Below are 25,872 nucleotides of genomic sequence, written 5' to 3' on the forward strand. Positions count from 1 at the left end.
CTGCCCCACTTCGGCGGCGCCGCAAGGGCTGTCGACTATGGTGACCGGGTGAAGATCGCACTGATGGACTCGGGAATCGGCCTGCTCGCCGCCGCTGCCGTGGTGCGCCGGATTCGGCCCGACGCCGATCTGGTGCTGTCCTCGGACCCCGGCTCGATGCCCTGGGGACCCCGTACTCCTGAGGACGTGACCGATCGCGCGCTCGCCGTGGCACGCGCGGCCGCGGCCCACCGGCCGGACGCCCTGATCGTCGCCTGCAACACCGCGTCCGTCCACGCGCTGCCGGCCCTGCGGGCCGAACTGGAACCCGGACTGCCGGTCATCGGCACGGTCCCCGCGATCAAGCCCGCCGCGGCGGGCGGCGGCACCGTCGCCATCTGGGCCACCCCGGCCACCACCGGGAGCCCCTACCAGCGCGGGCTGATCCGAGACTTCGCCCGGTCGGTGGACGTCACCGAAGTTCCCTGCCCCGGGCTGGCCGACGCCGTACAGCACGCGGACGAAGCGGGGATCGACCGTGCGGTGGCCGCTGCCGCCGCCCTCACCCCGCCCGGCGTGACGGACGTGGTCCTGGGCTGTACCCACTACGAGCTGGTGGCCGAGCGCATCCGCGCCGCCGTGCAGCAGCCCGGCCTGCCGCAGGTCGTCCTGCACGGCTCAGCCGTGGCGGTCGCCACACAGGCGCTGCGCCGTATCGGCTTCGCACCCGCTCCGTCGGCCGAACCGGTCGGCACCCTCGCGGTCCTCCTCGGCGGACACGCCGCCGACCTGCCCGAACCCGCACTGGCGTACGCGGAGGGCCTGCTCCTCAAGGCCGTCAGCCCCGCGCTCTGACCGTCCCGCCCGGCTCTGCAGCCGCTCCCCGGGACGCGGAACGTGGGTACGCTGCTTGGCATGACGGACCACCCCGGCAGTGCGAGGCACGGTTCGAGCCAGGCCCCGGCCACGATCTGGACGGGCCGGGCCCGCAACCGCTTCCAGTGGCTGCTCGCCGCCGCCGGAGCGGGATGCCTGGCGCTGGGCATCGAACTCGCTGTCGATTCGGCCTGGAGTGCCGGAATCGCCCCCCTGCTCATGTCGGTCATCGGCTGTCTCGCCGCCGGACTGCTGATCCTGTTCGGGACCCTCGCCTTCGTCCACGTGGCCGTCAAGGTCGACGGCGACGCCCTCGAGGTACGTTGCGGCCACATCGGACTGCCCAGGCGCCGGATCCTGCTCACCCATGTGGTCGGTGCGGACTTCGCCCCCCAGGTCACCCCGCGCCAATGGGGCGGCTGGGGCTACCGCTGGCGCCCCGAGCAGGGAACCGCCGTGGTGGTGCGCCGGGGCGAGGGGCTGGTGCTGAGACTCGGCGACGGCAGGACCTTCACCGTCACGGTGGACAACGCCGAAGCGGCTGTACGGTTCATCCGCGACCGGCTGCACCTGAGCGCCACCGGGTCCGCGGAGTCGTAACGGCCGGAGCGGGATGCCGCTCCCACAGCCGCCCACCGTAGACTCCGCCAGGTGAGCGCCACCATCACCACAGTCGAACCGCCGTCCGCCCCCGCGCCCCGCAGCAGGAAGCTGTGGCCGCGGCTCGTCCGGCCGGCCGCAGCCGTCCTGTCCGGTGCGCTGCTCTACGCGAGCTTCCCGCCCCGGCCCCTGTGGTGGCTGGTCCTGCCCGGGTTCGCCCTGCTGGGATGGGTCCTTTTCGCGCGCAGGCTGCGCGCCGCGCTGGGCCTCGGCCTCCTGGCCGGTCTCGGCTTCATGCTCCCGCTGCTGCACTGGACGGGCGAAGAGGTCGGCCCCGTCCCGTGGCTCGCCCTGGCGCTCGCCGAAGCGGTGTTCATCGCCGTGGGCTGCGTGGGGATCGCCGCGGTCTCCCGGCTCGCGTACTGGCCCTTCTGGGCTGCCGCGGTCTGGGCCCTCGACGAAGCGGTCCGCGCCCGCGTGCCGTTCGGCGGCTTCCCCTGGGGCAGGATCGCCTTCGGCCAGGCGGACAGCGTGTTCCTGCCGCTCGCCGCGCTGGGCGGAACCCCCCTGCTCTCCTTCGCCGTGGTGCTGTGCGGCTTCGGACTCTTCGAAGCCCTGCGACAGATCCGCGCGTACCGCGCCACCGGCACGGTGCCCCGCATCGCCGTCGCGGCGGCCGCGGCAGCCGTCGCGGTCCCGGTCGTCGCCGCCCTCGCGGCCCTGCCGCTCGTCGACGACTCCGCCGAGGACGGCACCGCGACGGTCGCCGCCGTCCAGGGCAACGTGCCGCGCCTGGGGCTCGACTTCAACTCCCAGCGCCGCCAGGTGCTGGACAACCACGCCAAGCGCACGGAGCAGCTGGCCCAGGAGGTGAAGGCGGGGAAGGTGCCCCAGCCGGACTTCGTCCTGTGGCCGGAGAACTCCTCCGATCTCGACCCTTACCGCAACGCCGACGCCCGCGACGTGATCGACAAGGCGGTGAAGGCCATCGGTGCCCCCACCGTCATCGGTGCCGTGCTCGCGCCCGACACGGGAAACCTCCGCAACACCCTCATCGAGTGGGACCCGGACAGCGGCCCCGTGGACACGTACGACAAGCGGCACATCCAGCCGTTCGGCGAGTACATGCCCATGCGGTCCTTCGTGCGGATCTTCAGCAAGGACGTCGACCGGGTGCAGCGCGACTTCGGACCCGGCAGCAGGGTCGGCGTGTTCGATCTGGCGGGCACCAAGGTGGGGCTCGTCACCTGCTACGAGGCGGCCTTCGACGACGCCGTGCGCGACACCGTCAAGAACGGTGGCCAGCTGATCGCCGTGCCGAGCAACAACGCGACCTTCGGGCGCAGCGAGATGACCTACCAGCAGCTGGCGATGTCCCAGGTGCGTGCGGTCGAACACGGCCGGGCGGTCGTCGTGCCCGTCACCAGCGGGGTCAGCGCGGTGATCCGGCCGGACGGCACGATCGTGCAGAAGACCGGGATGTTCACCGCGGACGCCCTGGTCGACGAGGTGCCGCTGCGGTCCTCGCTCACCCCCGCCACGCGGATGGGCCCCCTGCCCGAAGGCATCCTCGCGCTGCTCGCGGTGGCCGGCCTCGGCTGGGTGACGGTCCGTTCCGCGCGTGCCAGGAACGACCGGAGGGCACGCCCCGGGACCTCCCCCGCGGCCACGTAGGCTCGCCGCATGGCTACTCCCGACTTCATCCGCGAGATCCGCGCCACCGCCGGACACCAGTTGCTCCTGCTGCCGGGCGTCACCGCGATCGTCTTCGACGACGAGGGCCGAGTCCTGCTCGGACGACGGTCCGACACGGGCATGTGGGCCGTCATCGGCGGCATCTCCGAGCCCGGTGAGGAGCCCGCGGCGACCGCGGAACGGGAGGTGTACGAGGAGACCGCCGTGCACTGCGTCGCGGAGAGGGTGGTGCTCACCCAGGCGCTGCAGCCCGTGCAGTACGACAACGGCGACCGTTGCCAGTACCTCGACATCACCTTCCGCTGCCGCGCCACCGGCGGCGAGGCACGGGTGAACGACGACGAGTCGCTGGAAGTGGCGTGGTTCCCCGTCGACTCCCTGCCGCCGCTCAACGAGTTCTCCCTGTTCCGGATCAAGCATGCCCTCACCGACGGCCCCACCTGGTTCGAACCCACGCCCGAGCCCGGCGTCTGACGCGGCACGACGCCGAGGGGCCGGCCACCACCCGACAGGTGGTGGCCGGCCCCTCGGCGTGAACGGCTCAGGTGGTGCGGGAGTCGGCAGGCAGCGCGGTCCGGGCACCCGGGACGTCTCCGGCACCCTTTCCGGCATCCGCGTCGATGTCGCTGAGGTCCCTGTTCCGCGTCTCCTTGGCGCAGACGATCGCCAGTACCGTGATCAGCGCGGCCGCGATGACGTACAGGGAGATGGGCGTCGAACTGCCGAACTCCGCGAGCAGGGCCGTGGCGATGAGCGGCGCCGGCGCACCCGCGGCGACCGACGAGAACTGTGCTCCGATCGACGCACCCGAGTAGCGCATGCGCGTCGAGAACATCTCCGAGAAGAACGCCGCCTGGGGTGCGTACATCGCGCCGTGGAAGACCAGCCCCACGGTGACGGCGAGCAGCAGGCTCCCGAAGCTCCGGCTGTCGATCAGCGCGAAGAACGGGAACATCCACAGGCCCACGCCTGTCGCGCCGACCAGATAGACCGGCCTGCGTCCGATGCGGTCGGACAGCGCGCCCCAGGCCGGGATCACGGCGAAGTGCACGGCGGACGCGATGAGCACGGCGTTGAGCGCCGTCTGCTTGCTCAGGTCCGCGGACGTGGTCGCGTACACGAGGATGAACGCGGTGATCACGTAGTAGCTGATGTTCTCGGCCATCCGGGCGCCCATGGCGATGAGCACATCCCGCCAGTGATCACGGAGCACGGCGACGAGCGGCATCTTCTCGGCCGTCGCAGCCGCGGTCCTGCGCTGCTCGGCCTGGGCCAGGGCGGCCTTGAACACCGGTGATTCATCGACAGAGAGACGAATCCACAAGCCGAGAATCACGAGGACCCCGGAGAGCAGGAAGGGGATGCGCCAGCCCCACGCCTCGAAGGCGGAGTCGGACATCAGCGCGGTGAGCGCGGAGAGCACCCCGGTGGCGAGCAGCTGCCCCGCGGGTGCTCCGGTCTGGGGCCATGACGCCCAGAACCCCCGCCTCTTTGCATCACCGTGCTCCGAGACGAGCAGCACGGCCCCGCCCCATTCGCCGCCGAGGGCGAAGCCCTGCACCAGCCGCAGAACGGTGAGCAGGACGGGGGCGGCCAGACCGATGGTGGCGTGTGTGGGCAGGAGCCCGATGGCGAAGGTCGCGCCACCCATCAGCAAGAGGCTCAGCACCAGCAGCTTCTTGCGGCCCAGCCGGTCACCGTAATGCCCGAACACCAGGGCCCCGAGAGGCCGGGCGGCGAAACCGACCGCGTAGGTGAGGAAGGCGAGCAGGGTTCCGACGAGCGGTTCGGATCCGGGGAAGAACAGCTTGTTGAAGACCAGCGCGGCAGCCGATCCGTAAAGGAAGAAGTCGTACCACTCCACGGTGGTCCCGACGAGACTCGCCGCGACGACGCGGCGGAGGTTCGAGGGGGGTGGGGGAGCGGTTGCTGGGGCGGCCATGGATACCACTTCCGGACGGTTGGCGGGGACGTGTCTGTGTCGCCATACCGTAGGAAGGGGCAGGTCAGGGGCGTATGTGGCGGGACACCATAGTTCAGGTCGCGGGTGTGCGGGCGGGCGCTACGGGGAGGTGCTGCGGCCTGTTTCCGTCTTGTGAGAGTGGGACGGGACAGGGCAGTCCGAGTTGCACTGTCCAACACGGTCCGGGTTGCGGCGGCCGCAGCACTGGAACCAACAACGCGGGACGAAACGCAGGGCGGACGCCGACGACGGGACGATCGCGAGCTGGGCCGGGTCGGCCCACCCCGTCAGGATGCGGGCGCAGTCACGGGCTGTCGGGCCGCCCAGTACAGGATCACCAGCATGATGGTCACCAATACGACCAAGACGGGCCATTCTGTGATGGCCCAGACGGTCATGGCCGTGTCGCCGATTCCCAGCGCGGTGCCGAGCCGACGGGCGAGCCCGCCCGAGAGCACGACAATCAAGGCACTGACGCAGGCCAGCACCATCAGCACCGGAGTCAAGCCGACGCGGACCGGGAGCACCTTCCAGGCCGGGCGCCCCTCGGGCAGGTCGTGCACGGCGTTGGAGGTCCGGATGAACGCGGCCATGTAACCAGACGCAGACCACAAGGCTGCTGCGAGACCCACGATCGCCATCACCCAGCCGGTCCACTGCTGGACTGCAGCTGGGTCACCGCGTTCTCGAGGACGTCACGTGCCGCGCCCGTCTGCGTCGTTTCCGTGCCCGCGATGCCGAACCAGGAGACGAGAACCGGTAGAGCGGGGGAAAGGCAGTCCTCGCCGCCGAGGCAAGGACCAGGCTCGGCGGCATGACTCCGTACCTGACGTGTGGCCGGCAGCCCGTTGCCCCCGACCTGGCGGAACCGCCGGTCAAGCAGGCTTCACAGGAGATCATCGGTTACCACGCTGTGGAACCGAGGAGCCCGCTGTCTGCCGGCGCACAGCTGATCCCTACGGCCAGATGAAGTTCGGCTGGCGTGATCAGTGGGGACGCTGGCTGTCGCCGACCGCGATCGAGGTCCGCGCCTGGACGAAATCCTCCTGCTGGAGGCCGAGCCGGCCGCCGGGGAGCCCACGAAACTCCGCTACCGGATGCTGTGGGCCTGGAGCCTCGCAGTCGTGGGATGATGCCGCGGTACTGAGGTCTGTGGAGGTCACAGGGTGGACGACTCACACGGTGGGGATTCTCTGGCGGCATCGTCGCAGCCGAGGACAGCCGCGTTGGAGATCCGTTCCCTGACGGATCCACCGGGAGTGCACGCGTCCGGCGAGGTCACGCTGACCACCCGCGCTGCGTGGGAGCACGCTTTGGAGGGTTTGGTCGGCGGGAGCGGCGACGTCTATCTGGACCTGTCCTGCGTGACGTTCGTCGACGTCGCGGGCGCGTCTGCGGTGGCGGTTGCAGCCCAGCAGCTTGGCATAGGACGCCGTATGGTCCTCAAGGCGCCCCCGCGCCCGCTGCGGCGCGCATTGGAGCTGTTCTGGGCCGACCTGTCAGCGATCGAGGTGACGAAGTAATGGATGCGGCTGATTCGTTCGTCCACCCGGCGCTGTTCTACCGGGATGTCCAGGAGTACCTGGCCGGGACTGTGCCATTCATCCAGGACGGTCTCGCCGCGGGCGAGCCGGTGGCGGTGGCCGTCCCTGGCCCCAAACTCGCGCTGCTGCGTGCGGAACTCGGTGCGGACGCCGAGGCAGTGCGACTCATCGACATGAACGAGGCCGGGCGCAACCCAGGCCGGATCATTCCCAAGGTGCTGCGGGCCTTTGCCGACGCCCACCCCATCAGCCGGGTGCGCATCATCGGTGAACCGATCTGGCCAGGCCGTACTGCGGCCGAGTACCCGGCCTGCGTTCAGCACGAGGCGTTGATCAACGTTGCGTTCCGCGGCCGCGACGTGACCATCGTCTGCCCCTACGACGCCGTCCGGCTCGATGCCACGGTGCTCGCCGACGCGTACGCCACGCATCCCGTGATTGTCGACGCAGGACGTGAGGAACAAAGCCGCAGCTACGACCCCGACCTCATCGTCGCCACCTACAACCAGCCGCTGGCCCCTCCGTGGGACACCTTGGCCTACGTGTTCGATGCCGAGCTCCTCCCCTCCGCACGCGAGTTCGCGGTGGGGCGGGCCAGGCGTCTGGGGCTCGCGGGTGAGCGTTTGGACGACTTCGCCCTGGCCGTTGCCGAGCTGACCACCAACAGCGTCGTGCATGGTGGCGGGTCGGGCACCGTATGGGTCTGGTCGCAGGACGGTCAGGTTCTGTGCGAGGTGACAGACGCAGGGCAGCTGAGTGACCCGCTGGCAGGCCGTCGCCCGGCCGCGCGGGAGCAGCTCGGCGGCCGGGGTCTGCTGATGGTTCACTACCTCGCCGACCTGGTCCGCGTTCACACCAGCCCGGAAGGCACCGCGATCCGCTTCTACTTCGCGAACTGACAGCCGCGACCCTCCCGGCGAGCGGCGTGCGGCGTGCGGCGTGCGGCGTGCGGCGTGGACGGGGCGCCGGGGCCGAGCGCTCGCGGCACCTTGTGGATGGCAATGGGTGAACGCACCAACGGGGCGGCGGGGACGGCCAGGGTAAGGGTGAGGCCTGTAGGGCGGGGGTGAGGAGACCGGAGCGGGCCGTGAGGAGCGAGGGTCCTCCCCGGTGTACTCGTGAGCGAGGACGGTATTCAGATTGCCAAGGACGGTTACCCCATCGGGGTCGTAGGCGGCTGCGGCCCGCAGGGCATAGCGGGTCGGCGAGGTCACTGCGGCGGCCGCGATTCCCTTGCCGCACTCGTCATCGGGCAAGAACCCCCAGCGGCGCCGTCGAGCGGGAACAGATAGGAGAAGCCCCGCCACGTTCCCCGGAGAGGCGCGACGTTGTAGTGCGCCGCCGCCTCCAGGCCCGGCACCACGGCCGGGGCTGAGTGATGTTGACGGTGCCCAGGTTGTACCCGTCGTGGGCGGTGAGCGGGACCGCGGCGCAGAACTGAACGCCCAGCTCTCCCCGGAGGAGGCCCGCCTCACTCAGTCCAGCGAAGGGCACGACCGCGGGGTGGGCCGAGGTTCGGTCGGCAGTGCGGCCCTGCAGTTCGCATCCTGGAAAGGGCCTGTGTCGTTGATGCGAGGACCTTACCCGCGACTGAAACGAGACCCACGTGAGCAGCCCGATCGGCCTGTGCCCGGAAATCCTGGATGTTCGTCGAGGGAGCGCTCGGAATGGCTGAGGAAGAGTCCGGCGCCACCCATTGGCTGTTCGGCGATCAGCTCGGTCCCCATTTCGTCGATCCGGCGCGGGGCGGTCCGCAGCGGAACGCGCCGCTGCTCATGATCGAGGCCCGCAGCGTCTTCCGACGACGGCGGTTCCACCGTGCGAAGGCCCACCTGGTCCTCTCCGCGATGCGGCATCGAGCCGCCGAACTCGGCGACCGCGTGCGGTACGTCAAGGCGGACACATACCGTCAGGGTCTGCGCGAGGCGGTGGGGGACGGCCCGGTGACCGTGCACCATCCCACGTCCCACGCTGCCCACGCCTTCGTGCGCGCGCTGCCTTCCGTGAGCGTTCTGCCGGCGCGCGGTTTTCTCGTGACGCACGACGAATTCAGGGACTGGGCCGCCGGACGCGGCACGAAACACCTCCGGCAGGAGGACTTCTACCGGTGGGTCCGCCAGATGCACGACCTGCTGATGGAAGGCGACCGTCCCGTCGGCGGCCGGTGGAACCTGGACCACGACAACCGGCAGCCCCCGCCGCGCGGCGCCACCGATCTTGGCGTTCCGGCGGCCTATCGCCCCCGGGAGAGCGACATCGACACCGAGGTGCGGTCCGACCTCGACCGCTGGTCCCGTGACGGGGACGTCGAGTTCGTCGGTGAGGACGCGCCCCGCCTGTTCCCCGCCACCCGCCGGGAGGCGCTGGCCGCGCTCCGCCGCTTCGTGGACCACCGGCTCGCCACGTTCGGCGCGTATGAGGACGCGGTTCTCGCCGGGGACGCGACGATGAGCCACAGCCTGCTCTCCTCGTCGCTCAACCTCGGCCTGCTGGACCCTGCGGAATGCGTCGAACGGGCGGAGGCGCAATGGCGATCCGGCGATGTGCCACTCAACAGCGCCGAGGGATTCGTGAGACAGATCGCCGGATGGCGTGAGTTCGTCTGGCACGTCTACTGGCACTTCGGGACGCGATACCGGGCGAGCAACGCCTTGGGCCACCACGAGGGACTGCCTGACTGGTTCACGGAACTGTCCCCGGACGGCACGGAGGCGAACTGCCTCACCCACGTCCTGGAACAGGTCAGAACGACCGGCTGGACACACCACATCCCCCGCCTGATGATTCTGGGCAGCTTTGCCCTGCAACGGGGGTGGGAGCCCCGGGCGGTCACCGACTGGTTCCACCGCAGCTTCGTCGACGGCTACGACTGGGTCATGGTCCCGAACGTGGTGGGCATGTCGCAGTACGCGGACGGGGGCCGCATGACCACCAAGCCCTACACGTCCGGAGGCGCGTACATCGACCGCATGAGCGATTTCTGCGGACCCTGCCGGTACGAGCCGTCCGTAAGGGTCGGTGATGACGCCTGCCCCTTCACCGCCGGGTACTGGAACCTCCTGCACCGCCACCGCGACCGGTTCGAACGTAACGCACGGATGACCCAGGCGGTGCGGGGGCTGGACCGGCTCCGCGATCTCGACGCCCTGCTGGAACAGGAGCGTCACCGCCGCGACTGACACCCTTCGGCACGACCCACATGTGGAGAGGAGAGGAACGTGGATCAACCGCCGACAGGAGCCGCGCCGGGAGAGCCCGAGCAGCAAGCGCTCTTCGGGTGGTCGGACATCGCAGTGGAGCCGGCCGCGCACTCGGCTTTCCGGGACAGCCCGGAGGCCCGCCGAATGCTCGACGTGCGGGAGGTCTACGCGGAGCCGGCCGCACTCGACTCCCCACGCGGCCGACAGATCATGGCCCGGCTGCCGGGAGCGCGCGTGACCGAGGTCGCGAGCCACTGGCGCATCCCCTCCCTCCACGGCAACGAAGGCAACATCGCCCGCTGGGTCCGTATCAAGACCGAGACGCTCGTCCTCGGGATGAAGCGCACACTCCGGACCCGTCCCAACGGCCGGTCGGCCGACTGGATTGCCCCAGGCCCCTCCAACGGGTGCGCGATGGCCTGCGCCTACTGCTACGTACCCCGTCGCAAGGGCTACGCCAACCCCATCACGCTGTTCACCAACATCGAGGCGATCGTGGCCCACGTCCGCAGCCACGTACGGGCCCAGGGCCCCAAAAGGGAGCCCAACCAGTGTGACCCCCAGGCATGGGTCTACGACATCGGCGAGAACGGCGACTGCTCGGTCGACGCCCTGGTCTGCGACAACACAGCAGACCTCGTCGCCGCCTTCCGCGGCCTGCCGACGGCGAAGGCCTCCTTCGCAACCAAGTTCGTCAACCCCGATCTGCTCGCACTCGACCCTCAGGGGCGTACCCGAGTGCGCTTCTCGCTCATGCCGCCCGACGACGCCCGGCTGCTGGACATCCGGACCAGCCCGGTCACCCAGCGGATCGCCGCAGCTGCCGACTTCCTCGACGCCGGCTACGAGGTCCACTTCAACCTCTCGCCCGTCATCCTGCGCCCGGGATGGCAGCGGGACTGGGCCGACCTGCTTTCCCACCTCGACGACGTCCTGCCCGTCCGCGTGAAGCAACAGGCGGCGGCCGAGATCATCATGCTGACCCACAACCAGTCGCTCCACGAGGTCAACCTGGGCTGGCACCCTCGCGCCGAGGAAGTGCTGTGGCAGCCTGCCGCCCAGGAGACCAAGCGCTCGCAGAACGGAGCCATCAACGTCCGCTACACACAGGACATCAAACGGGAGTCACTGACGCACATCCAACAACTGATCGCCACGCACACACCGTGGCTGCGCGTCCGGTACGCCTTCTGAGCACGGGCCGGCCCAGAGCCTTCGGGAACTTCGGCTGGACGCAGGGGCGGTTTCCGGTGCCGCTCAGGGGCGTGGAGCCAGGTCCATGAGCAACTGGCGTGTCTCCAGCAAGAGTGCACCTCCGACGGCGGCCGCCGGTCCCTCCTGGTGCTGGAAGTTGTCGGCGAGAGCGCGATGTGTGACCCATGCCTTGTCGAACGCCCGCTCGCGGCGGCGATCGTCGGTGGCTGAGGCCGGATGCTCGGCCTCCTCGAGGCACATGCGGGCGGCCTGCTCCAGTACGTCCGACAGCTCGACGAGGAAGCAGGGAGGCGGCGTCGGGAGGCCCCTGCCGTCACCGCCGCTTTCGTTGAGGGTGCGTGCGACGGCGAGGATGCGGGTGCAGACCCGGCCCCACCGGACGTCCTCGGTGAAAGGTGGGGGCGGGGGTCCCGTCCGTCGCAGCCGTCCGCCCGGGTTCCAGCGCGCCCCCTCCGTGGCCCAGTGCCTGGCATCGGCCACGCCCTGGAGAGACAACGACAGACGGGACGCCTCGGTGTGCCAGTTCCCGGCCTTCTCCCATGCGTTGTCCTCGCGCAAGCCGTGCGCCATGGCGTCGAGCAGGTCTGCCGATCCGCGCGCGAGTCGGCGCAGGCGGTCGCGGACGCTGCGCAGATGGACTGGGGGCAGGACGAGGGCGTTGACCATGATGCCCACCACCGCGCCGATCAGCGTCTCCAGCAGCCGGTGACCGACGTTGGAAGCGCTCGACGATCCGTAGGTGATGACGAAAAGGGCCGTGCTCGCCCCGAGGATGCCCTGGCTCCCGAATCGGCGGTAGTTCCCGAGCAACGTCATGAACGGCAGGGTGAGCAGCATGGCGGCCATGGTCTGGTCATGCGTGACGGCCATGGCGGCCGACGCCCACACCGTGCCGAGGACGATGATGCCGAACTGCTGGCTGCCCGTGCGCAGCGATTGGTAAACGGTGCTGCTGACCAGGGCGACTGCCGTCCAGGGAGCCAGGAGTGCCATGGGAGCCTGGAGCCACCATCCGGTCAGGGCCCAGGCGATGATCGCCGCCGCGGCTGCTTTGAGGGATTGGACGAGGGTGTCCCGTTCGGGTCCGGACTCCTCGAACGCGCTATGGACGGACCGCCGGACCGCCGTCCACTCCCGTCCGGCCCACCGGCCGTTAGCCGACCAACGTGCTTTCCGTACCAACCCGTTCACTCCCCAAAAGGGTGGCCCTCGCCCGCTGAATGCACCGCCAACCTTCTGCCTCGGTGCCCCCGAGCGGTGAGGATATGCGTCGCATCCGGCTGAAGAGATTCGGGCTGGGCGCGCCGGAAGGCGAAAGACAGAGAGCTCGTCGAGCACGTCGGCGCAGCTGCGGCACAAATCGGGTCGATGCCGGTCATGCGTGCCGGGCCTGGGGACACGGCAGTGCCGGTTCCCGCAGGGTGCGGGAACCGGCACTGCTTCGTTCGGTGGCTACGGGTTGACGCAGCCGATCGAGCCGATCGGGAAGTTGTTGCCGGTCGATGTCGCCGTGAAGCCGAAGGTGACGCTGCCGTCCGGCGGGATGGTCCGGTTGTAGTCGAGGTTCTTGACCGTGAGCGTGCCGTCGGACCCCGTGGTCAGCGCACCGTTCCACACGCTGCTGACCTTGGCGCCCGTGCCGGGCGTCCACTTCACGGCCCAGCCGTCACGTGCTGTCGTGCCGTGGTTCATGACCTCGACAGAACCTTGGAAGCCGCCGCTCCAGGAGTTGGTCACGCTGTAGACGGCCATGCACCCGGAGTGCGGGTCCGTGGGTGTGGGGTCCGGGGTCGGAGTCGGCGTCGGAGTAGGAGTGCTGCCTGAGCCGCGGATGCCGGTCACTTCGCCGTTGCCGCCGTCGAAGACGATGTCGGAGCAGGAGAAGAAGTTCTCCTGGCTGTCCGAGCGAACCCACTGGATGAACATCACCGCGTCGCCCGAGCGGCCCGAGGGCAGGTTCAGGTCCCAGTAGTAGTGGCCGCCGTCCGCACCCGGCGAGCCGGTCTGCGGCGGGTTGGTGACGGTCTCGATCAGTTCCAGGTCGTCCCAGCCCAGTTCGGTGGTGGGCGAGTAGCCGGGCTTGGACAGGTACACCCGGAACGAACCCGGGTGCGCCGCCCAGTTGCTGTGCTTCACCTGGATCGTGTTCCCGGAGGTCAGGTGTGTCCGGGGCCAGTCACCGCGGGGGGCGTTGTATCCGGTGAAGTTGTACGGTGACCGGTCGCCGGCGCTGCACAGTTTTCCGTCCGGGACGTAACCGGCCCCTCGCCCACCCGCGTTGGAGTCGAGTACGGCGAACCAGTTGTACAGAGCGGTCGCACCGCTCTCGTTGAGCGCGGCCCTGCACGCCGCGTTGGTCGGGTCCAGGGCGCCGGTGCTGGTCTTGGCGTCCAGCATGCAGAGGTACGTACGCGACCCCGGCGTCATCGTCACGCCGTGCGCCTGCGCATTGCCCTGGCCGAACAGCGCCAGGGCTAACCCGCTGATGAGCGTCGCGAGCACCGTTGCCAGGGAGGCAAGTTGTTTCTTGCGTCGAGTCATGGTGTCTCCTGTGCCTGTGTGGGGATCGTCTTCCGGTCGGCTTGTCCCGTGCGGTCACCGTCCGGTGACGGAACCCTCGGGGGCGTGCGTGGATCAGGCGGACGGGGTGCCCGGACGAGCTCGGCGGCGAGACGTACGGGGATGGGGCCGGGGCGTCGGTGTCGGTAGGAATGGCCGGATGGGGGATGAGGGGATCGGAGCGCACGACGACCCGCGATGGGAGCGCTCCCATGCGCTGGTTTGTAGGGGACTGTAGGAGCGCTGCGTGTCCCTGACAACCCATCGCGGCGAAATGTGTCGCGCGGATTTCCGAAAAGGCAGGTCAGGGTGACAGGCGGATACGGCGGTTGTCTCGCGTCAATCCCCGGCTTGGGAGCGCTCCCGACCGGGACGCTGCCGCCGAGCGCCGACCCGCGCCGCGTCGAGGACGACAAGGGCGGTGGTCTGTCTCGGCGCAGAGGTGATCCGGGTGGTGGTCAGCACTCGCGGTGCCCGGTGAAAGAGACGGCGGAGACGCCAGGGCTTCTGAGGTGACGGTGCGGCAGAAGCGCGGCGTTCGCACTCGGAAGGGGGTGATGCGGGGACCTGTGACGCCCGAAACCGGACACCGGGATCCAGTGGAATGGCGGCCGTCCGGTGGGGTGCGGAGTCACCGCACCCCACCGGCTTCCGTTCCTCGCCTGAGGTCCGTCAGCCCTGGACCAGGTCCTGGAGCGCTGTGTTCAGTTCGAGTACGTTCACCCGGGGCTCGCCCATGAAGCCCAGGAGCCGGCCCGTCGTGTGATCGGCGACGAGGCCCTCGACCTCCTCGACGGGGAGGTCGTTCACCTCCGCGACCCGGTGGACCTGGAGCTTCGCGTACGCGGGGGAGATGTCCGGGTCCAGGCCGGAGCCTGAGGAGGTGACCGCGTCTGCCGGTACGTCAGCGGGCTCCACCTTGTACGAGGCCGTGGAGTTGTCCTTGACCACAGCCGCCTTGGCGTCCGTCACCCACGTGATCAGGTCCTCGTTGTCGCCGGAGCGGTTGGTGGCGCCGGAGAGGATCAGGGAGTACTGGGTGTTGACGCTGTTGGAGCCGAGGCCGTTGGAGGGGCGTGGCTGGAACCACTTCAGGTCCGGCCTGGCTGCCTCTTCGGCGTCGTTCGGGTCGTTCTTCGGGAGGTTGTAGGTCTGCCCGATGAGGGAGGAGCCGACGACCTGGCCGCTCTTGTCCTTGATCTCGGAGCCGTTGGCCTTGTTGTTGAAGAGGGTCTGGGCGATCCCGGTGACGGCCAGCGGGTAGATGACCCCGCACACCAGGGTGAGGACGAGGAGGGCCCTCAGCCCGGCCCCGAACAGGCGCACGGTGTTGCTGACGGAGGTGTTGGTCATGGCGGATCAGCCGATTCCGGGGATGAGGGAGATGAGCAGGTCGATGATCTTGATGCCGACGAACGGGGCGACCAGACCGCCGAGGCCGTAGATGCCCAGGTTGCGGCGCAGCATCCGGTCAGCACCGGCGGGCCGGTAGCGCACTCCCTTGAGGGCCAGCGGTACCAGAGCGACGATGATCAGAGCGTTGAAGATGACCGCGGACAGGATCGCCGACTCCGGCGAGGCCAGGCCCATGATGTTCAGCTTGTCCAGCGACGGGTACGCCACGGCGAACATGGCGGGGATGATCGCGAAGTACTTCGCGACGTCGTTGGCGATGGAGAACGTGGTGAGGGCGCCGCGGGTGATGAGGAGCTGCTTGCCGATCGCGACGATCTCGATGAGCTTGGTGGGGTTGGAGTCCAGGTCCACCATGTTCCCGGCCTCCTTGGCGGCCGAGGTACCGGTGTTCATCGCGACCCCGACGTCCGCCTGGGCGAGGGCCGGGGCGTCGTTCGTGCCGTCACCCGTCATGGCGACGAGCTTGCCGCCGGCCTGCTCCCGCTTGATGAGGGCCATCTTGTCCTCGGGCGTCGCCTCGGCCAGGAAGTCGTCGACCCCCGCCTCCCCGGCGATCGCCTTCGCGGTCAGCGGGTTGTCGCCGGTGATCATGACCGTACGGATGCCCATGCGGCGCAGCTCGTCGAACCGCTCGCGCATGCCCTCCTTCACCACGTCCTTGAGATGGATGACCCCGAGGATCCGCGGACCGCGAGCGTCTTCCACAGCCACCAGCAGCGGCGTGCCACCAGCCTGGGAAATCCCGTCCGTGAGTGCGTGCGCGTCCTCGGCGACAACCCCGCCCCGCTCCTTCACCCAGGCGACGACGGAGCCGGTCGCCCCCTTGCGGACCTTGCGCCCGTCCAGGTCGACGCCCGACATGCGGGTCTGCGCGGTGAACGCGACCCATTCGGCATCGGTCAGCTCGCCCTGGTCCCGTTCCCGCAGCCTGTACTTCTCCTTGGCCAGTACGACGATCGACCTGCCTTCGGGGGTTTCGTCGGCGAGCGAGGACAGCTGCGCGGCATCCGCGAGTTCGTCCTCCGTAACGCCTCCGACCGCCAGGAATTCGGCCGCCTGACGGTTGCCCAGGGTGATGGTCCCCGTCTTGTCGAGGAGCAGGGTCGACACGTCGCCCGCCGCTTCCACCGCGCGCCCCGACATGGCCAGGACGTTGCGCTGGACGAGGCGGTCCATTCCGGCGATGCCGATCGCGGAGAGCAGCGCACCGATGGTGGTCGGGATCAGACAGACCAGGAGCGCGGCGAGCACGATCATCGAGGTCTGGCCGTCGGCGCCCGCGTAGACGGCGAACGGCTTCAAGGTGACCACGGCCAGCAGGAAGACGATGGCGAGGGACGCCAGAAGGATGTTCAGGGCGATCTCGTTGGGGGTCTTCTGCCGGGCCGCGCCCTCCACCAGGCTGATCATGCGGTCGATGAATGTTTCGCCCGGCTTCGTCGTGATCCTGATGACAACGCGGTCGGACAACACCTTCGTACCGCCGGTCACCGCACTGCGGTCGCCGCCGGATTCGCGGATGACCGGGGCCGATTCTCCGGTGATCGCGGATTCGTCGACGGAGGCGACACCTTCCACGACATCGCCGTCGCCGGGGATGACATCTCCCGCCTCGCAGACCACCAGGTCACCGATGCGGAGCTCCGCGCCGGGCACCTGCTCCTCGCCCTTGCCGTCCGTGGTGAGGCGGCGGGCGACGGTGTCGGTCTTGGCCTTGCGCAGGGTGTCGGCCTGGGCCTTGCCCCGGCCCTCGGCCACCGCCTCTGCGAGGTTCGCGAAGACGGTGGTCAGCCAGAGCCAGCCGGCGATGGCCCAGCCGAACCAGTCGGTCGGGTCCAGCGCCGCCAGCACGGTGGTGACCACCGAGCCGACCAGGACGACGAACATGACGGGCGACTTGATCATCACGCGCGGGTCGAGCTTGCGCACCGCGTCCGGGAAGGACTTCAGCAGCTGCTTCGGGTCGAAGAGGCCGCTGCCGACGCGGTCGGTGACCGCGTGGTTGCCGGAGGGCGGCAGGTCTCCGTGCGGAGCGTGAGTGGGGGTGACGGTGCTCATGAGGCGAGCCCTTCGGCGAGCGGACCCAGCGCAAGGGCGGGGAAGTAAGTCAGACCGGTGATGATCAGGATGGTGCCGACGAGAAGACCCGCGTAGAGGGGCTTGTCGGTGCGCAGGGTGCCCGCGGTCTCGGGCACCGGCTTCTGCTCGGCCAGCGACCCGGCGAGGGCCAGGACGAAGACGATCGGGAGGAAGCGGCCGAGCAGCATCGCGATGCCGATGGTGCTGTTGAACCACGGGGTGTCCGCGTTCAGTCCCGCGAAGGCGGAGCCGTTGTTGTTCGCCCCGGAGGTGTAGGCGTACAGGATCTCGGAGAAGCCGTGCGCCCCGGAGTTCGTCATCGAGTTGCCCGGAGTGGGCAGAGCCATCGCCACGGCGGTGAAACCGAGCACGAGTGCCGGGGTGATGAGGATGTAGCAGGCCGCGAGCTTGATCTGGCGCGTGCCGATCTTCTTGCCCAGGTACTCCGGGGTCCGTCCGACCATGAGGCCCGCGATGAACACCGCGATGATCGCCATGATCAGCATGCCGTAGAGGCCGGATCCGACACCGCCGGGTGCGATCTCGCCCAACTGCATGCCCAGCATCGTGATGCCACCGCCGAAGCCGGTGAAGGAGGAGTGGAAGGAGTTCACCGCACCGGTCGAGGTCAGCGTGGTGGCAACCGCGAAGATCGAGGAGCCGGCGATCCCGAAGCGGGTCTCCTTGCCCTCCATCGCCCCGCCCGCGATGTCGAACGCAGGTCCGTGGTGGGCGAACTCGGTCCACATCATCAGCGCGGTGAAGCCGAGCCAGATGGTGGCCATCGTGCCGAGGATCGCGTATCCCTGCCTGAGCGAGCCGACCATGCGGCCGAAGGTGCGGGTCAGCGCGAACGGGATCAGCAGGATGAGGAAGATCTCGAACAGGTTGGAGAGCGGGTTCGGGTTCTCGAAGGGGTGGGCGGAGTTGGCGTTGAAGTAGCCGCCGCCGTTGGTGCCCAGCTCCTTGATGGCCTCCTGGGACGCGACCGCGCCACCGTTCCACTCCTGCGTGCCGCCCATGAACTGGCCGACCTCGTGGATGCCGGAGAAGTTCTGGATGGCACCGCAGGCGACCAGGACGAGCGCACCGATCACCGAGATCGGCACCAGGATGCGGACGGTGCCGCGCACCAGGTCGGCCCAGAAGTTGCCGAGCTCACCGGTACGTGCCCGTGCGAAGCCCCGGACGAGCGCCACCGCGACGGCCATGCCGACTGCGGCGGAGAGGAAGTTCTGCACCGCGAGGCCGCCGGTCTGCACGACGTGGCCCATGGCCTGCTCGCCGTAGTACGACTGCCAGTTGGTGTTGGCCACGAACGACGCGGCCGTGTTGAACGCCTGGTCCGGGTCGATGGAGGAGAAACCGAGGGAGCCGGGCAGCGAGCCCTGTACCCGTTGCATGAGGTACAGGAAGAGAACACTCACCGCCGAGAAGGCGAGCACGCCCCGTAGGTAGGCGGGCCACCTCATCTCGGCGGCTGGGTTGGCACCGATGGCCTTGTATATCCACTTCTCCGGCCGGTAGTGCTTCTCGGAGGAGTAGACCCTGGCCATGTAGTCGCCCAGCGGGCGGTACGCGAGCGAGAGGGCGGCGATCAGGGCGAGCAGCTGGAGCACACCAGCGGCCTGGGGACTCATGGCGGCGCTCAGAACCTCTCCGGGTAAAGAAGGGCGAGCACGAGGTATCCCAGCAGGGAGACGGCCACGACGAGGCCGACGATGTTCTCGGCGGTCACAGCTTGGTCACCCCCCGGGCGACGAGAGCCACCAGCGCGAACACCGCGACCGTGGTGACGACGAAGGCCAGGTCGGCCATCGTGAGCTCCTGATTGACGTGAGGAATGGAATCGGCCGTGCGGCCAAGATGAGGAAACCTCGGCTTCGGACCGGTGACAGACCGCCTTGACGGGGTCCATACGAGGACGGGGGCTCCCTTGACGCCGACCTGATGCGGTCGACCTCCACCGGCTACGGAGCGTCGTCCTCCGTTGCACGGCGGGACACCGGCCTGTGCTCAGGGTCGGAGCGGGGATGCCGATCGTGCGCTGCTCGTTGAATTGATCCACCGGCCCCGACACCCGTCGGCAGCCGAGCATTCGGGCGCACCGGCAGGCCGCGTACGGGTCCGGGCCGAAGGCCGAGGCGGTGAAGCCGCTGGTCGACCTTTACCGGTGCAGCCCCAGAAGGTCCGTGAACGCTTGTCGGCTGTGCACGAGCAGCTCGCGTACCGAGGGGTTGTGTGCGCTCTTCCAGATCAGGGCGAGCAACGCCGGTGTGTCGACGTCATCGATGGTGCGGGCGGTGAGCCGGTCGCGGTAGCCCGCGGCCATCGAGTTACTGAGGACGGCGACGCCGAGTCCGCGGGCGGCGAGGTCGGCGATGGCATCCGCGGCGCTGGCCTGCAGGGCGATCGAGGGCTGGAGGTTCTGTGCGGCGCAAGCCTGGTCGAATACCGCGCGTAGGCCGGTGCCTGGTGGCATGCACACGACGGGGTAGGCAATGAGGTCGCGCAGGGTGACCCGCCGCTGCTTCGCCAAGGGGTGCCCGGCCGGGACTGCTGCGACGAGCCGTTCACTGATGATGGTCAGGGCCTCCAGCCCGTCGGGGGTGGCTGCTGCGGCTCCGATGAGTGCCATGTCGACGGCGCCGGCGCGCACCCCGTCGACGAGCCGGTCGGAGCTCTCCTCCAGCAGCGAGATTTCCACACCGGGGTGCGCCTTGTGGAAGGCGGCGAGAGCGTCGAACAACGGGGTGACGGTGCAGCCGATGACCATTCCGACGGTGAGGCGACCCCGGATCAGCTCGGTCACCTCGTCCACTGCCCGGCCGACTGCCCCAGCTGAGACGAGTGCGGCACGGGCGTGTTCGAGCGCAGCTTTCCCCGCGACGGTGAGGGTGACGGTTCGGGCCGAACGGTCGAACAGCTCGGCACCGAGTTCCCGTTCGAGCCGGCGGATCTGGGCGCTGATGCCGGACTGACTGATGTGCACACGCTCGGCGGCACGGGTGAAGTTCTGCTCCTCGGCGACTGCGACGAGGTATTCCAGCTGCCTCAGTTCCATGACTGCAGATTCTAGTTTGCAGAAGATCCATCTGTTGGACTTCTGGTCGGCGGGCGACCAGGCTGAGAAACGCCGGAGCCTTACGAAGGAGGAACCCATGCCGGAGTACGAGAAGGCCATGCGGCCCGAGGACATCACCCGCTTGTTCGTCGAGCGATCCAACGCCGGTGACGCGGCCGGGGTTGCCGCGCTCTACGAGGAGGATGCGGTGATGGCTTACCCGCCCGGCGAGCTGACGGTGGGGCGGGATGCGATCCGCGCGCTGTGGGAGAAGGTGCTGGCCAACGGTCCCCGCTTCGAGCTGGAACGGCCTTTGCCGACGTTGATCAGCGGCAACATCGCTCTCACCTCGACCCCACCGAAGGACAGTGCCGGCGCGCGGGCGCAGGTCGTCAGGCGCCAGTCCGACGGAAGTTGGCTGCGCCTGCTCGACCAGCCCGAGTTTGTCCCACCCACCCCCTGAGCTACTTCGGGTCGCGGTTGAACTGCCCCGTCGACCAGCGGAATCCGAGCGCGATCAGGGCGACGCACCAGGCGATCGCGATCCAGCCGTTGTTGCCGATCTCCGTGCCGAGGAGAAGACCCCGGAGGGTTTCGATGGCCGGCGTGAAGGGCTGGTACTCAGCGATGGGCCGGAACCAGCCGGGCATGGTGTCGGCGGGGATGAAGGCGCTGGAGATGAGAGGGAGGAGGATCAGCGGCATGGCCATGTTGCTGGCCGCCTCGGGGTTGGGGCTTGCCAAGCCCATGCCGACCGCGATCCAGGTCAGCGCAAGGGCGAAGAGGACGACGAGCCCGAAAGCCGCCAGCCACTCCAGGGCGGTCGCGTCCGTGGAGCGGAAGCCGATGGCCACGCCGACGGCGCCGACGAGGACCACGCTCATGACGGATTGCAGCACGCTGCCGACGACGTGCCCGATGAGGACCGAAGGGCGGTAGACAGCCATCGTGCGGAAGCGGGCGATGAGGCCTTCGGTCATATCCATGGAGACGTACACCGCGGCCCCGATCACGGTGCTTCCGACGGTCATCAGCAGCAGGCCCGGGACGATGTAGGCGATGTAGTCGGAGCGGTCCGCGCCGCCGCCACCGATGCCCGCGCTCATCACATCGCCGAAGATGTAGACGAAGAGCAGCAGCATCATGATCGGCGTGAGCAGCAGGTTCAGGGTCGCTGACGGGTAGCGACGGGCGTGCAGCAGGTTGCGGCGCAGCATCGTGTTCGAGTCGCGGACGGCGAGGGACAGGGCGCTCATCGGACGGTCTCCTTGGGCTGGTGGGGGATGTCGGTGCCGCTGGTCAGGGCGAAGAAGACGTCGTCGAGGTCGGGGGTGTGGACGGTGAGTTCGTCCGCCTCGATGCCGGCCGAGTCCAGCCGGTCGAGAACCGAGCGCAGTTCGCGCTGGCTGCCGTCGCTGGGGATGGACAGCGACAGTGCCTCGTCGTCCCCGGTGACCTCGCGCAGGGCGTCAGCGGCGGACCGGTACGCGGCCGGGTCGTTGAAGCGGAGACGGACGTGCCCGCCCGGGACGAGCCGTTTGAGCTCCTCGGCGGTGCCCTCGGCGGCGATCTTGCCGTCGTTCAACACGGCGATGCGGTCGGCGAGTTCGTCGGCCTCCTCCAGGTACTGGGTGGTGAGGAAGACGGTTACGCCGTCGGCGACGAGGCCGCGGATGATGCCCCACATGTTGTGGCGGGAGCGCGGGTCGAGCCCTGTCGTCGGCTCGTCGAGGAAGATGATCCGCGGGCTGCCGACCAGCGTCATCGCCAGGTCCAGGCGGCGCTTCATGCCGCCGGAATAGGTCGAGGCGGGCTTCCTGGCGGCCTCCGTCAGGTCGAAGCGCTCCAGGAGTTCGACGGCGACCCGCCTCCCCTCGCTCTTGGGCAGGTGGTGCAGGTCCGCCATGAGGAGCATGTTCTCCTCGCCGGTGATCAGCCCGTCGACGGCGGAGAACTGCCCGGTGACACCGATCGCGGCACGAACCGCCTGCGGGTCGGCGGCCAGGTCGTGACCGCCGACGTGCAGGTCGCCGGCGTCGGCGGTGATGAGGGTGGAGAGGATTTTCACGGCGGTCGTCTTGCCGGCACCGTTCGGGCCGAGCAGGGCGAACACGGACCCGGCCGGAATATGCAGATCGATGCCGTCGAGGACGAGCTTTTCGCCGTACGACTTGCGGAGCCCGACGGCGGAGACGGCGGTGGGCGACGGGGGCCCGTCACCCTGACTGGATGTGGGCATGACAGATGAAGGCATGGTGAATTCCTTACCGGGGCTGAAGGCGCAGGGGGAGTGGGAGCTGTACGGAACTCGGATCGAGAGGGCTGCCCGTGACTGCGCGTCGGTCGTGCCGTCCTGGGGAATGGCGTCGGGCCGCCCCGCCGCGGAGACCTGCTCGCCTGCGGGCGTCGGCAGGACCGAGTCAGGTCTCGTCCGCCTGCTCGACCGCCTCGGCGGACAGGCGCGCGGCGGCTTCCGGTGGCCGGTCCGCCCGCGCCCGTCCGCGCTGCGCGGAGGCGGAGGGGCCGCGCCTGCGGGCTTCGCCTGCCGACTTGAGGTGACAGGGTGCTACTTCCCGGCGGTACCGGGTTTCCCGCTGATGGACTCCTGGTAGATGTCCGCGTAGGTGCGTGAGTCCTTGATCAAGTCGTCGCAGAAAGCGGCGACGTCGCTGCCGATCAGCTGCAGGACCCCCTTGCCCGTCGCGGCGCCCTCCTCGAAGAAGTCGACGATTCCGGGGAGCAGGGGCCCGTCGGGCAGGTCGATCGGGCCGACCTTGAACAGGTACCTCTGCATCTCCTTGTAGACGATCTGGTAGTCCGGCGGGAGCGCCTTGACCCGCGCCATGTGCGCCCGCCACTGCTTCTTGCCTTCGATGATGTCCTGGATGCCCACGTCAGCCTCCCAGCCGGCTCAGTTTCCTTGCGACGTTCCTGTTCAGCTGCTCGCGCCACCGGTCGCGATGGGTTCGAGCCCCTTCTCCGCCGGCGAGTGCCGTGCAGAAGCCCCGGATGTCGTCGCCGAGTACTTCGTGGACGCTCAGCCCGTCCGCCGCTGTGTCTTCGAGCAGCCCAAGGGTGGCGTCGAAGATCGGCATCAGGTTTCGGCCGGTGAAGTCCCCATGAAGGAAGAGGTGGGCGACGATCTGTTCCCACACCGCCCGGTAGTCGTCCGGCAGGGCTTCGGCCCGGGCTGCGAACGCCTTCCATTCCCTGGTGAGATCGCTGCCTGTGATCTTCTCCCAGAAGTTCATCTCCCGCCCTCCTTGAGCTTGTTGATGCGTGATGAGACGTACTGCCATTTCGCCCAGAACTTCGCGAGTTCCTCGAGTCCGGCATCGTTGAGCGCGTAGAACTTGCGCGGCGGACCGACCCCGGACGGTCGTTTCGTCACCTGGACGAGTCCGTTCCTCTCCAGCCGCAGCAGGATGGTGTACACCGTCCCCTCGATGACATCGGCGAAGCCGAGCTCGTTCAGCTGACGGGTGATGGCGTACCCATAGGTTTCCTCGCGGCCGATGATTTCGAGCACGCACCCTTCGAGCGTGCCCTTCAGCATCTCCGTCAGGTCGTCCATCGCGAGGCCTCCTCGGTTCTCTCGGTACTGCGTGCTACCGAGTACCACTATAACGTATCACCGAGTAGTGGGGGCCGGTAGTGGTCGGCGGACACGGACCGGACTCCGAATCGTGGACGGGTTCGAATCGCTGTCGTTTGGCCTTCCGGTGGGGGTTCTCGGCAGTTTTGCCGGGGAGCGTCGGCGACGCGCCGAAGCCCCATACATTCGGTTCATGTCTGATCACTCGGAGTTCCCCCCGCGTCCTGTCACCTCCTCCCGCCCCTCCGAGCCCTCCGGACTCTCCCGCCGTGGTGTTCTGCGGGCCGCGGCGGCTGCCGGCGCGTTGGGCATCCCGTTCGGTGCTGCCACGGCCGGGTCCTCCCCGGCCGCCGCGGCGACGGTCATCGTTCCGACGGCCGCACCCGAACTGCCCGCCGGTCTGGTGCCCTACCTCTCCCCGTACATCAACTGGGCCGGCGAGATCACCCACGGCGGGCTGTGGGCGTGCGCGCCCCGCACCGGGCAGGACCTCGCCGACCTCGCCAACTGGGCGCATGCCAACGGCTGGCGGCTACGTGCCCGGGGCAAGGCGCACAACTGGTCGCCCCTGACCATCACTTCGTCCACCGAGCGCGACGCGAAGGTCCTCCTGCTGGACACCACCGTCCATCTCACGCACATGGAACTCACGACCCCGCCCGCAGGCGCCCCCGGCGCGGTGCGCGCGCAGGCCGGGGCGACCCTCGAAACGCTGATGGCCTTCCTCGCCGACCACGGGCTGGGCGTCACCAACACTCCCGCGCCGGGGGAGTTGACCCTGGGCGGCACGCTGGCCATCGACGCCCACGGCACCAGCGTCCCCGCGGACGGCGAGTCCGCCCGCCCCGGCCACACCTACGGCAGCCTCAGCAACCTCGTCCTGTCCCTCACCGCCGTCGTCTGGGACGCGGAGCAGGATGCCTACGTCGTGAAGACCTTCCACCGAGGAACCGACGAGGAGTGCGAGGCGCTGGCCACCCACCTCGGGCGCGGCCTCATCGTGGAGGCAGAGATCCAGGCGGGCGAGGACATACCGCTGCGCTGCCGGAGCCGCGTCGACCTCACCGCCGACGAACTGTTCGCCGCCCCGGGCAGCGCCCTCGCCGCCCGGGGAAACACCTTCGCGGACTTCATGGCCGAGTCGGGGCGGGTGGAGACGATCTGGTTCGCCTTCACCGACCGGCCCTGGCTCAAGGTGTGGAGCCTCAGCCCTGAGCGCCCGGTCACTTCCAGGCCGGTGCACAGCCCGTACAACTACCCGTTCAGCGATGTCGTCCCGACCCCGGTCGCCCGGCTGGCCGGGCTTGTCGTCGGGGGCTCCTGGCATCTCGCGCCGCTGCTCGGCGCCGCGCAGTACACGGTGGCGGCGACCGGACTGACCGCCACCCTCGCGAAGGACCTGTGGGGCCCGTCGCACGCCCTCCAGTTCTACTTGCGCCCCACAACACTGCGTGAGACCGCGAACGGGTACGGGATCCTCACCCGCCGGGCAGACGTCCAGCGCGTCGTCTCCGAGTTCGCCGGCGACTACAAGCAAAGGCTGGCGGCCTGGGCCGCGGCGGGCAGATTCCCGATCAACGGGCAGGTGGAGATCAGGGTCAGCGGCCTCGACCAGCCCGATGACTCCGCCGCGCCGGGCGCACGCCCGCCGCTGCTCTCCGTCGTCCGCCCGCACCCGGACCACCCGGAGTACGACTGCGTGGTGTGGGTGGACGTGCTGACCCAGCCGACCTCACCCGGAGCCCACGAGTTCTACCGGGAACTGGAACGCTTCCTGATGAGCACCTTCGACGGCGACTACGCGCTGGCGCGCGTCGAGTGGTCCAAGGGCTGGGGCTATACGGACACGGCGGCCTGGGCGGACGAGCAGATCATCGGGTCCGCGGTGCCCGCTTCGTACGGCGCCGGGCAGTGGTCCGAAGCCGTCTCCGTCCTGGATCGGCTCGACCCTCACCGGGTCTTCGGCAACGGCTTCACGGATCGACTGGTGCGTTAGCCGCGGGCCCTTCACCGGGCACGGCGCCAAGGTCATGCCGACGTCGACGAACGTGTGTCGTGTCCCGCACCACCGACGCGCTGACGCTCGG

General features: G+C 69.1%; 25 protein-coding genes and 2 pseudogenes. 12 read left to right on the forward strand and 15 right to left on the reverse strand.

Features of this window, described 5'->3' with window-relative positions:
• Positions 1 to 48 precede the first annotated feature (48 nt).
• From OG844_RS41585 to OG844_RS41600, 4 genes are read left to right on the forward strand one after another with little or no spacing between them, the layout of a single operon-like run.
• Positions 49 to 834 carry a glutamate racemase gene (locus tag OG844_RS41585; protein WP_406388127.1) on the forward strand — a complete coding sequence of 262 codons (786 nt, stop codon included), beginning with the start codon at positions 49 to 51 and terminating at the stop codon, positions 832 to 834.
• 60 nt (positions 835 to 894) lie between these two features.
• Positions 895 to 1,455 (forward strand): hypothetical protein, encoded by a 561-nt coding sequence (locus tag OG844_RS41590; protein ID WP_406388125.1) that lies wholly within the window; start codon positions 895 to 897, stop codon positions 1,453 to 1,455.
• Positions 1,456 to 1,506: 51 nt separating this feature from the next.
• Positions 1,507 to 3,129: an apolipoprotein N-acyltransferase gene (lnt, locus tag OG844_RS41595; protein WP_406388124.1), complete on the forward strand. Its 1,623-nt coding sequence runs from the start codon at positions 1,507 to 1,509 to the stop codon at positions 3,127 to 3,129.
• Positions 3,130 to 3,138: 9 nt separating this feature from the next.
• Positions 3,139 to 3,624, forward strand: a complete 486-nt coding sequence (locus tag OG844_RS41600) for an NUDIX hydrolase (RefSeq protein ID WP_406388122.1) — start codon at positions 3,139 to 3,141, stop codon at positions 3,622 to 3,624.
• Positions 3,625 to 3,691: 67 nt separating this feature from the next.
• On the opposite strand, the gene OG844_RS41605 is transcribed toward OG844_RS41600, so the two are convergent.
• Positions 3,692 to 5,092 carry an MFS transporter gene (locus tag OG844_RS41605; protein ID WP_406388120.1) on the reverse strand — a complete coding sequence of 467 codons (1,401 nt, stop codon included), beginning with the start codon at positions 5,090 to 5,092 and terminating at the stop codon, positions 3,692 to 3,694.
• Positions 5,093 to 5,430: 338 nt separating this feature from the next.
• Positions 5,431 to 5,888, reverse strand: a pseudogene (locus OG844_RS41610) (YhjD/YihY/BrkB family envelope integrity protein); the annotation flags it as partial.
• Between the two features lie 214 nt (positions 5,889 to 6,102).
• Here OG844_RS41610 and OG844_RS41615 point away from each other — a divergent pair.
• From OG844_RS41615 to OG844_RS41625, 3 genes are all read left to right on the forward strand, one after another.
• Positions 6,103 to 6,246 carry a hypothetical protein gene (locus OG844_RS41615; RefSeq protein ID WP_406388119.1) on the forward strand — a complete coding sequence of 48 codons (144 nt, stop codon included), beginning with the start codon at positions 6,103 to 6,105 and terminating at the stop codon, positions 6,244 to 6,246.
• 93 nt (positions 6,247 to 6,339) lie between these two features.
• The gene (locus tag OG844_RS41620; protein WP_406388118.1) at positions 6,340 to 6,636 is read left to right on the forward strand and encodes an STAS domain-containing protein; all 297 of its coding nucleotides are present in this window, start codon (positions 6,340 to 6,342) and stop codon (positions 6,634 to 6,636) included.
• Positions 6,636 to 7,556, forward strand: a complete 921-nt coding sequence (locus OG844_RS41625) for an anti-sigma factor RsbA family regulatory protein (RefSeq protein ID WP_406388117.1) — start codon at positions 6,636 to 6,638, stop codon at positions 7,554 to 7,556. The genes OG844_RS41620 and OG844_RS41625 overlap by 1 nt, the downstream gene beginning before the upstream one ends.
• Before the next feature lie 264 nt (positions 7,557 to 7,820).
• Here OG844_RS41625 and OG844_RS41630 read toward each other — a convergent pair.
• Positions 7,821 to 8,132, reverse strand: a pseudogene (locus OG844_RS41630) (hypothetical protein); the annotation flags it as partial.
• Positions 8,133 to 8,324: 192 nt separating this feature from the next.
• Here OG844_RS41630 and OG844_RS41635 point away from each other — a divergent pair.
• Both OG844_RS41635 and OG844_RS41640 read left to right on the forward strand, forming a co-directional pair.
• Positions 8,325 to 9,836, forward strand: a complete 1,512-nt coding sequence (locus OG844_RS41635) for a cryptochrome/photolyase family protein (RefSeq protein ID WP_406388116.1) — start codon at positions 8,325 to 8,327, stop codon at positions 9,834 to 9,836.
• 39 nt (positions 9,837 to 9,875) lie between these two features.
• A complete protein-coding gene (locus OG844_RS41640; RefSeq protein WP_406388115.1) occupies positions 9,876 to 11,051 on the forward strand; it encodes a spore photoproduct lyase family protein in 1,176 nt (391 codons plus the stop codon).
• A 63-nt stretch (positions 11,052 to 11,114) separates the two neighbouring features.
• On the opposite strand, the gene OG844_RS41645 is transcribed toward OG844_RS41640, so the two are convergent.
• From OG844_RS41645 to OG844_RS41675, 7 genes are all read right to left on the reverse strand, one after another.
• Positions 11,115 to 12,263, reverse strand: coding sequence for an FUSC family protein (locus tag OG844_RS41645; RefSeq protein ID WP_406388113.1), 1,149 nt, complete (start codon positions 12,261 to 12,263; stop codon positions 11,115 to 11,117).
• Positions 12,264 to 12,524: 261 nt separating this feature from the next.
• Entirely contained in the window at positions 12,525 to 13,613 is a 1,089-nt protein-coding gene (locus OG844_RS41650; RefSeq protein WP_406388111.1) for a lytic polysaccharide monooxygenase, read from the reverse strand.
• A 690-nt stretch (positions 13,614 to 14,303) separates the two neighbouring features.
• A complete protein-coding gene (locus OG844_RS41655) occupies positions 14,304 to 14,984 on the reverse strand; it encodes a potassium-transporting ATPase subunit C (RefSeq protein WP_406388109.1) in 681 nt (226 codons plus the stop codon).
• Between the two features lie 6 nt (positions 14,985 to 14,990).
• The gene (gene kdpB, locus OG844_RS41660) at positions 14,991 to 17,105 is read right to left on the reverse strand and encodes a potassium-transporting ATPase subunit KdpB (RefSeq protein ID WP_406388107.1); all 2,115 of its coding nucleotides are present in this window, start codon (positions 17,103 to 17,105) and stop codon (positions 14,991 to 14,993) included.
• On the reverse strand, positions 17,102 to 18,766 hold the full coding sequence (gene kdpA, locus OG844_RS41665; protein WP_406388106.1) for a potassium-transporting ATPase subunit KdpA: 1,665 nt from the start codon (positions 18,764 to 18,766) through the stop codon (positions 17,102 to 17,104). The genes kdpB and kdpA overlap by 4 nt, the downstream gene beginning before the upstream one ends.
• 8 nt (positions 18,767 to 18,774) lie before the next feature.
• Positions 18,775 to 18,864 carry a K(+)-transporting ATPase subunit F gene (gene kdpF, locus OG844_RS41670; RefSeq protein ID WP_010058599.1) on the reverse strand — a complete coding sequence of 30 codons (90 nt, stop codon included), beginning with the start codon at positions 18,862 to 18,864 and terminating at the stop codon, positions 18,775 to 18,777.
• Between the two features lie 429 nt (positions 18,865 to 19,293).
• Positions 19,294 to 20,190: a LysR family transcriptional regulator gene (locus OG844_RS41675; protein WP_406388105.1), complete on the reverse strand. Its 897-nt coding sequence runs from the start codon at positions 20,188 to 20,190 to the stop codon at positions 19,294 to 19,296.
• Positions 20,191 to 20,287: 97 nt separating this feature from the next.
• On the opposite strand from OG844_RS41675, the gene OG844_RS41680 reads away from it, so the two are divergent.
• A complete protein-coding gene (locus tag OG844_RS41680) occupies positions 20,288 to 20,653 on the forward strand; it encodes a YybH family protein (protein WP_406388104.1) in 366 nt (121 codons plus the stop codon).
• 1 nt (position 20,654) lies between these two features.
• On the opposite strand, the gene OG844_RS41685 is transcribed toward OG844_RS41680, so the two are convergent.
• Both OG844_RS41685 and OG844_RS41690 read right to left on the reverse strand, forming a co-directional pair.
• The gene (locus tag OG844_RS41685) at positions 20,655 to 21,446 is read right to left on the reverse strand and encodes an ABC transporter permease (RefSeq protein WP_406388103.1); all 792 of its coding nucleotides are present in this window, start codon (positions 21,444 to 21,446) and stop codon (positions 20,655 to 20,657) included.
• On the reverse strand, positions 21,443 to 22,429 hold the full coding sequence (locus tag OG844_RS41690) for an ATP-binding cassette domain-containing protein (RefSeq protein ID WP_406388101.1): 987 nt from the start codon (positions 22,427 to 22,429) through the stop codon (positions 21,443 to 21,445). Before OG844_RS41690 ends, OG844_RS41685 begins: the two co-directional genes overlap by 4 nt.
• Between OG844_RS41690 and OG844_RS41695 the strand changes: the two genes are divergently transcribed.
• Positions 22,428 to 22,802 carry a hypothetical protein gene (locus OG844_RS41695; RefSeq protein WP_406388100.1) on the forward strand — a complete coding sequence of 125 codons (375 nt, stop codon included), beginning with the start codon at positions 22,428 to 22,430 and terminating at the stop codon, positions 22,800 to 22,802. The two genes, OG844_RS41690 and OG844_RS41695, sit on opposite strands and share 2 nt — an antisense overlap.
• On the opposite strand, the gene OG844_RS41700 is transcribed toward OG844_RS41695, so the two are convergent.
• The 3 genes from OG844_RS41700 to OG844_RS41710 are packed head-to-tail and all read right to left on the reverse strand — an operon-like array spanning position 22,757 to position 23,764.
• A complete protein-coding gene (locus OG844_RS41700) occupies positions 22,757 to 23,083 on the reverse strand; it encodes a DUF1048 domain-containing protein (protein WP_406388098.1) in 327 nt (108 codons plus the stop codon). The genes OG844_RS41695 and OG844_RS41700 overlap by 46 nt on opposite strands.
• Before the next feature lies 1 nt (position 23,084).
• Positions 23,085 to 23,441, reverse strand: coding sequence for a DUF1048 domain-containing protein (locus OG844_RS41705; RefSeq protein ID WP_406388097.1), 357 nt, complete (start codon positions 23,439 to 23,441; stop codon positions 23,085 to 23,087).
• Complete coding sequence (locus OG844_RS41710; RefSeq protein WP_406388095.1) at positions 23,438 to 23,764, reverse strand: PadR family transcriptional regulator; 327 nt, start codon at positions 23,762 to 23,764, stop codon at positions 23,438 to 23,440. The genes OG844_RS41705 and OG844_RS41710 overlap by 4 nt, the downstream gene beginning before the upstream one ends.
• A 214-nt stretch (positions 23,765 to 23,978) precedes the next feature.
• Here OG844_RS41710 and OG844_RS41715 point away from each other — a divergent pair, with 214 nt between their 5' ends.
• Positions 23,979 to 25,781: a cholesterol oxidase substrate-binding domain-containing protein gene (locus tag OG844_RS41715; protein WP_406388094.1), complete on the forward strand. Its 1,803-nt coding sequence runs from the start codon at positions 23,979 to 23,981 to the stop codon at positions 25,779 to 25,781.
• Positions 25,782 to 25,872 lie beyond the last annotated feature (91 nt).

The sequence above is a fragment of the Streptomyces sp. NBC_00887 genome (genome assembly GCF_045207585.1).

What these genes read in the sequence shown, in the direction of transcription:
- OG844_RS41600 (WP_406388122.1), top strand. Translation starts at nt 3,139, where the DNA reads ATGGCTACTCCCGACTTCATCCGCGAGATCCGCGCCACCGCCGGACAC.
- OG844_RS41690 (WP_406388101.1), bottom strand. Translation starts at nt 22,429, where the DNA reads ATGCCCACATCCAGTCAGGGTGACGGGCCCCCGTCGCCCACCGCCGTC.
- OG844_RS41650 (WP_406388111.1), bottom strand. Translation starts at nt 13,613, where the DNA reads ATGACTCGACGCAAGAAACAACTTGCCTCCCTGGCAACGGTGCTCGCG.
- OG844_RS41625 (WP_406388117.1), top strand. Translation starts at nt 6,636, where the DNA reads ATGGATGCGGCTGATTCGTTCGTCCACCCGGCGCTGTTCTACCGGGAT.
- OG844_RS41605 (WP_406388120.1), bottom strand. Translation starts at nt 5,092, where the DNA reads ATGGCCGCCCCAGCAACCGCTCCCCCACCCCCCTCGAACCTCCGCCGC.
- OG844_RS41635 (WP_406388116.1), top strand. Translation starts at nt 8,325, where the DNA reads ATGGCTGAGGAAGAGTCCGGCGCCACCCATTGGCTGTTCGGCGATCAG.
- OG844_RS41590 (WP_406388125.1), top strand. Translation starts at nt 895, where the DNA reads ATGACGGACCACCCCGGCAGTGCGAGGCACGGTTCGAGCCAGGCCCCG.
- kdpB (WP_406388107.1), bottom strand. Translation starts at nt 17,105, where the DNA reads ATGAGCACCGTCACCCCCACTCACGCTCCGCACGGAGACCTGCCGCCC.
- OG844_RS41675 (WP_406388105.1), bottom strand. Translation starts at nt 20,190, where the DNA reads ATGGAACTGAGGCAGCTGGAATACCTCGTCGCAGTCGCCGAGGAGCAG.
- OG844_RS41685 (WP_406388103.1), bottom strand. Translation starts at nt 21,446, where the DNA reads ATGAGCGCCCTGTCCCTCGCCGTCCGCGACTCGAACACGATGCTGCGC.
- OG844_RS41680 (WP_406388104.1), top strand. Translation starts at nt 20,288, where the DNA reads ATGCCGGAGTACGAGAAGGCCATGCGGCCCGAGGACATCACCCGCTTG.
- OG844_RS41695 (WP_406388100.1), top strand. Translation starts at nt 22,428, where the DNA reads ATGACAGATGAAGGCATGGTGAATTCCTTACCGGGGCTGAAGGCGCAG.
- kdpA (WP_406388106.1), bottom strand. Translation starts at nt 18,766, where the DNA reads ATGAGTCCCCAGGCCGCTGGTGTGCTCCAGCTGCTCGCCCTGATCGCC.
- OG844_RS41715 (WP_406388094.1), top strand. Translation starts at nt 23,979, where the DNA reads ATGTCTGATCACTCGGAGTTCCCCCCGCGTCCTGTCACCTCCTCCCGC.
- OG844_RS41710 (WP_406388095.1), bottom strand. Translation starts at nt 23,764, where the DNA reads ATGGACGACCTGACGGAGATGCTGAAGGGCACGCTCGAAGGGTGCGTG.
- OG844_RS41655 (WP_406388109.1), bottom strand. Translation starts at nt 14,984, where the DNA reads ATGACCAACACCTCCGTCAGCAACACCGTGCGCCTGTTCGGGGCCGGG.
- OG844_RS41705 (WP_406388097.1), bottom strand. Translation starts at nt 23,441, where the DNA reads ATGAACTTCTGGGAGAAGATCACAGGCAGCGATCTCACCAGGGAATGG.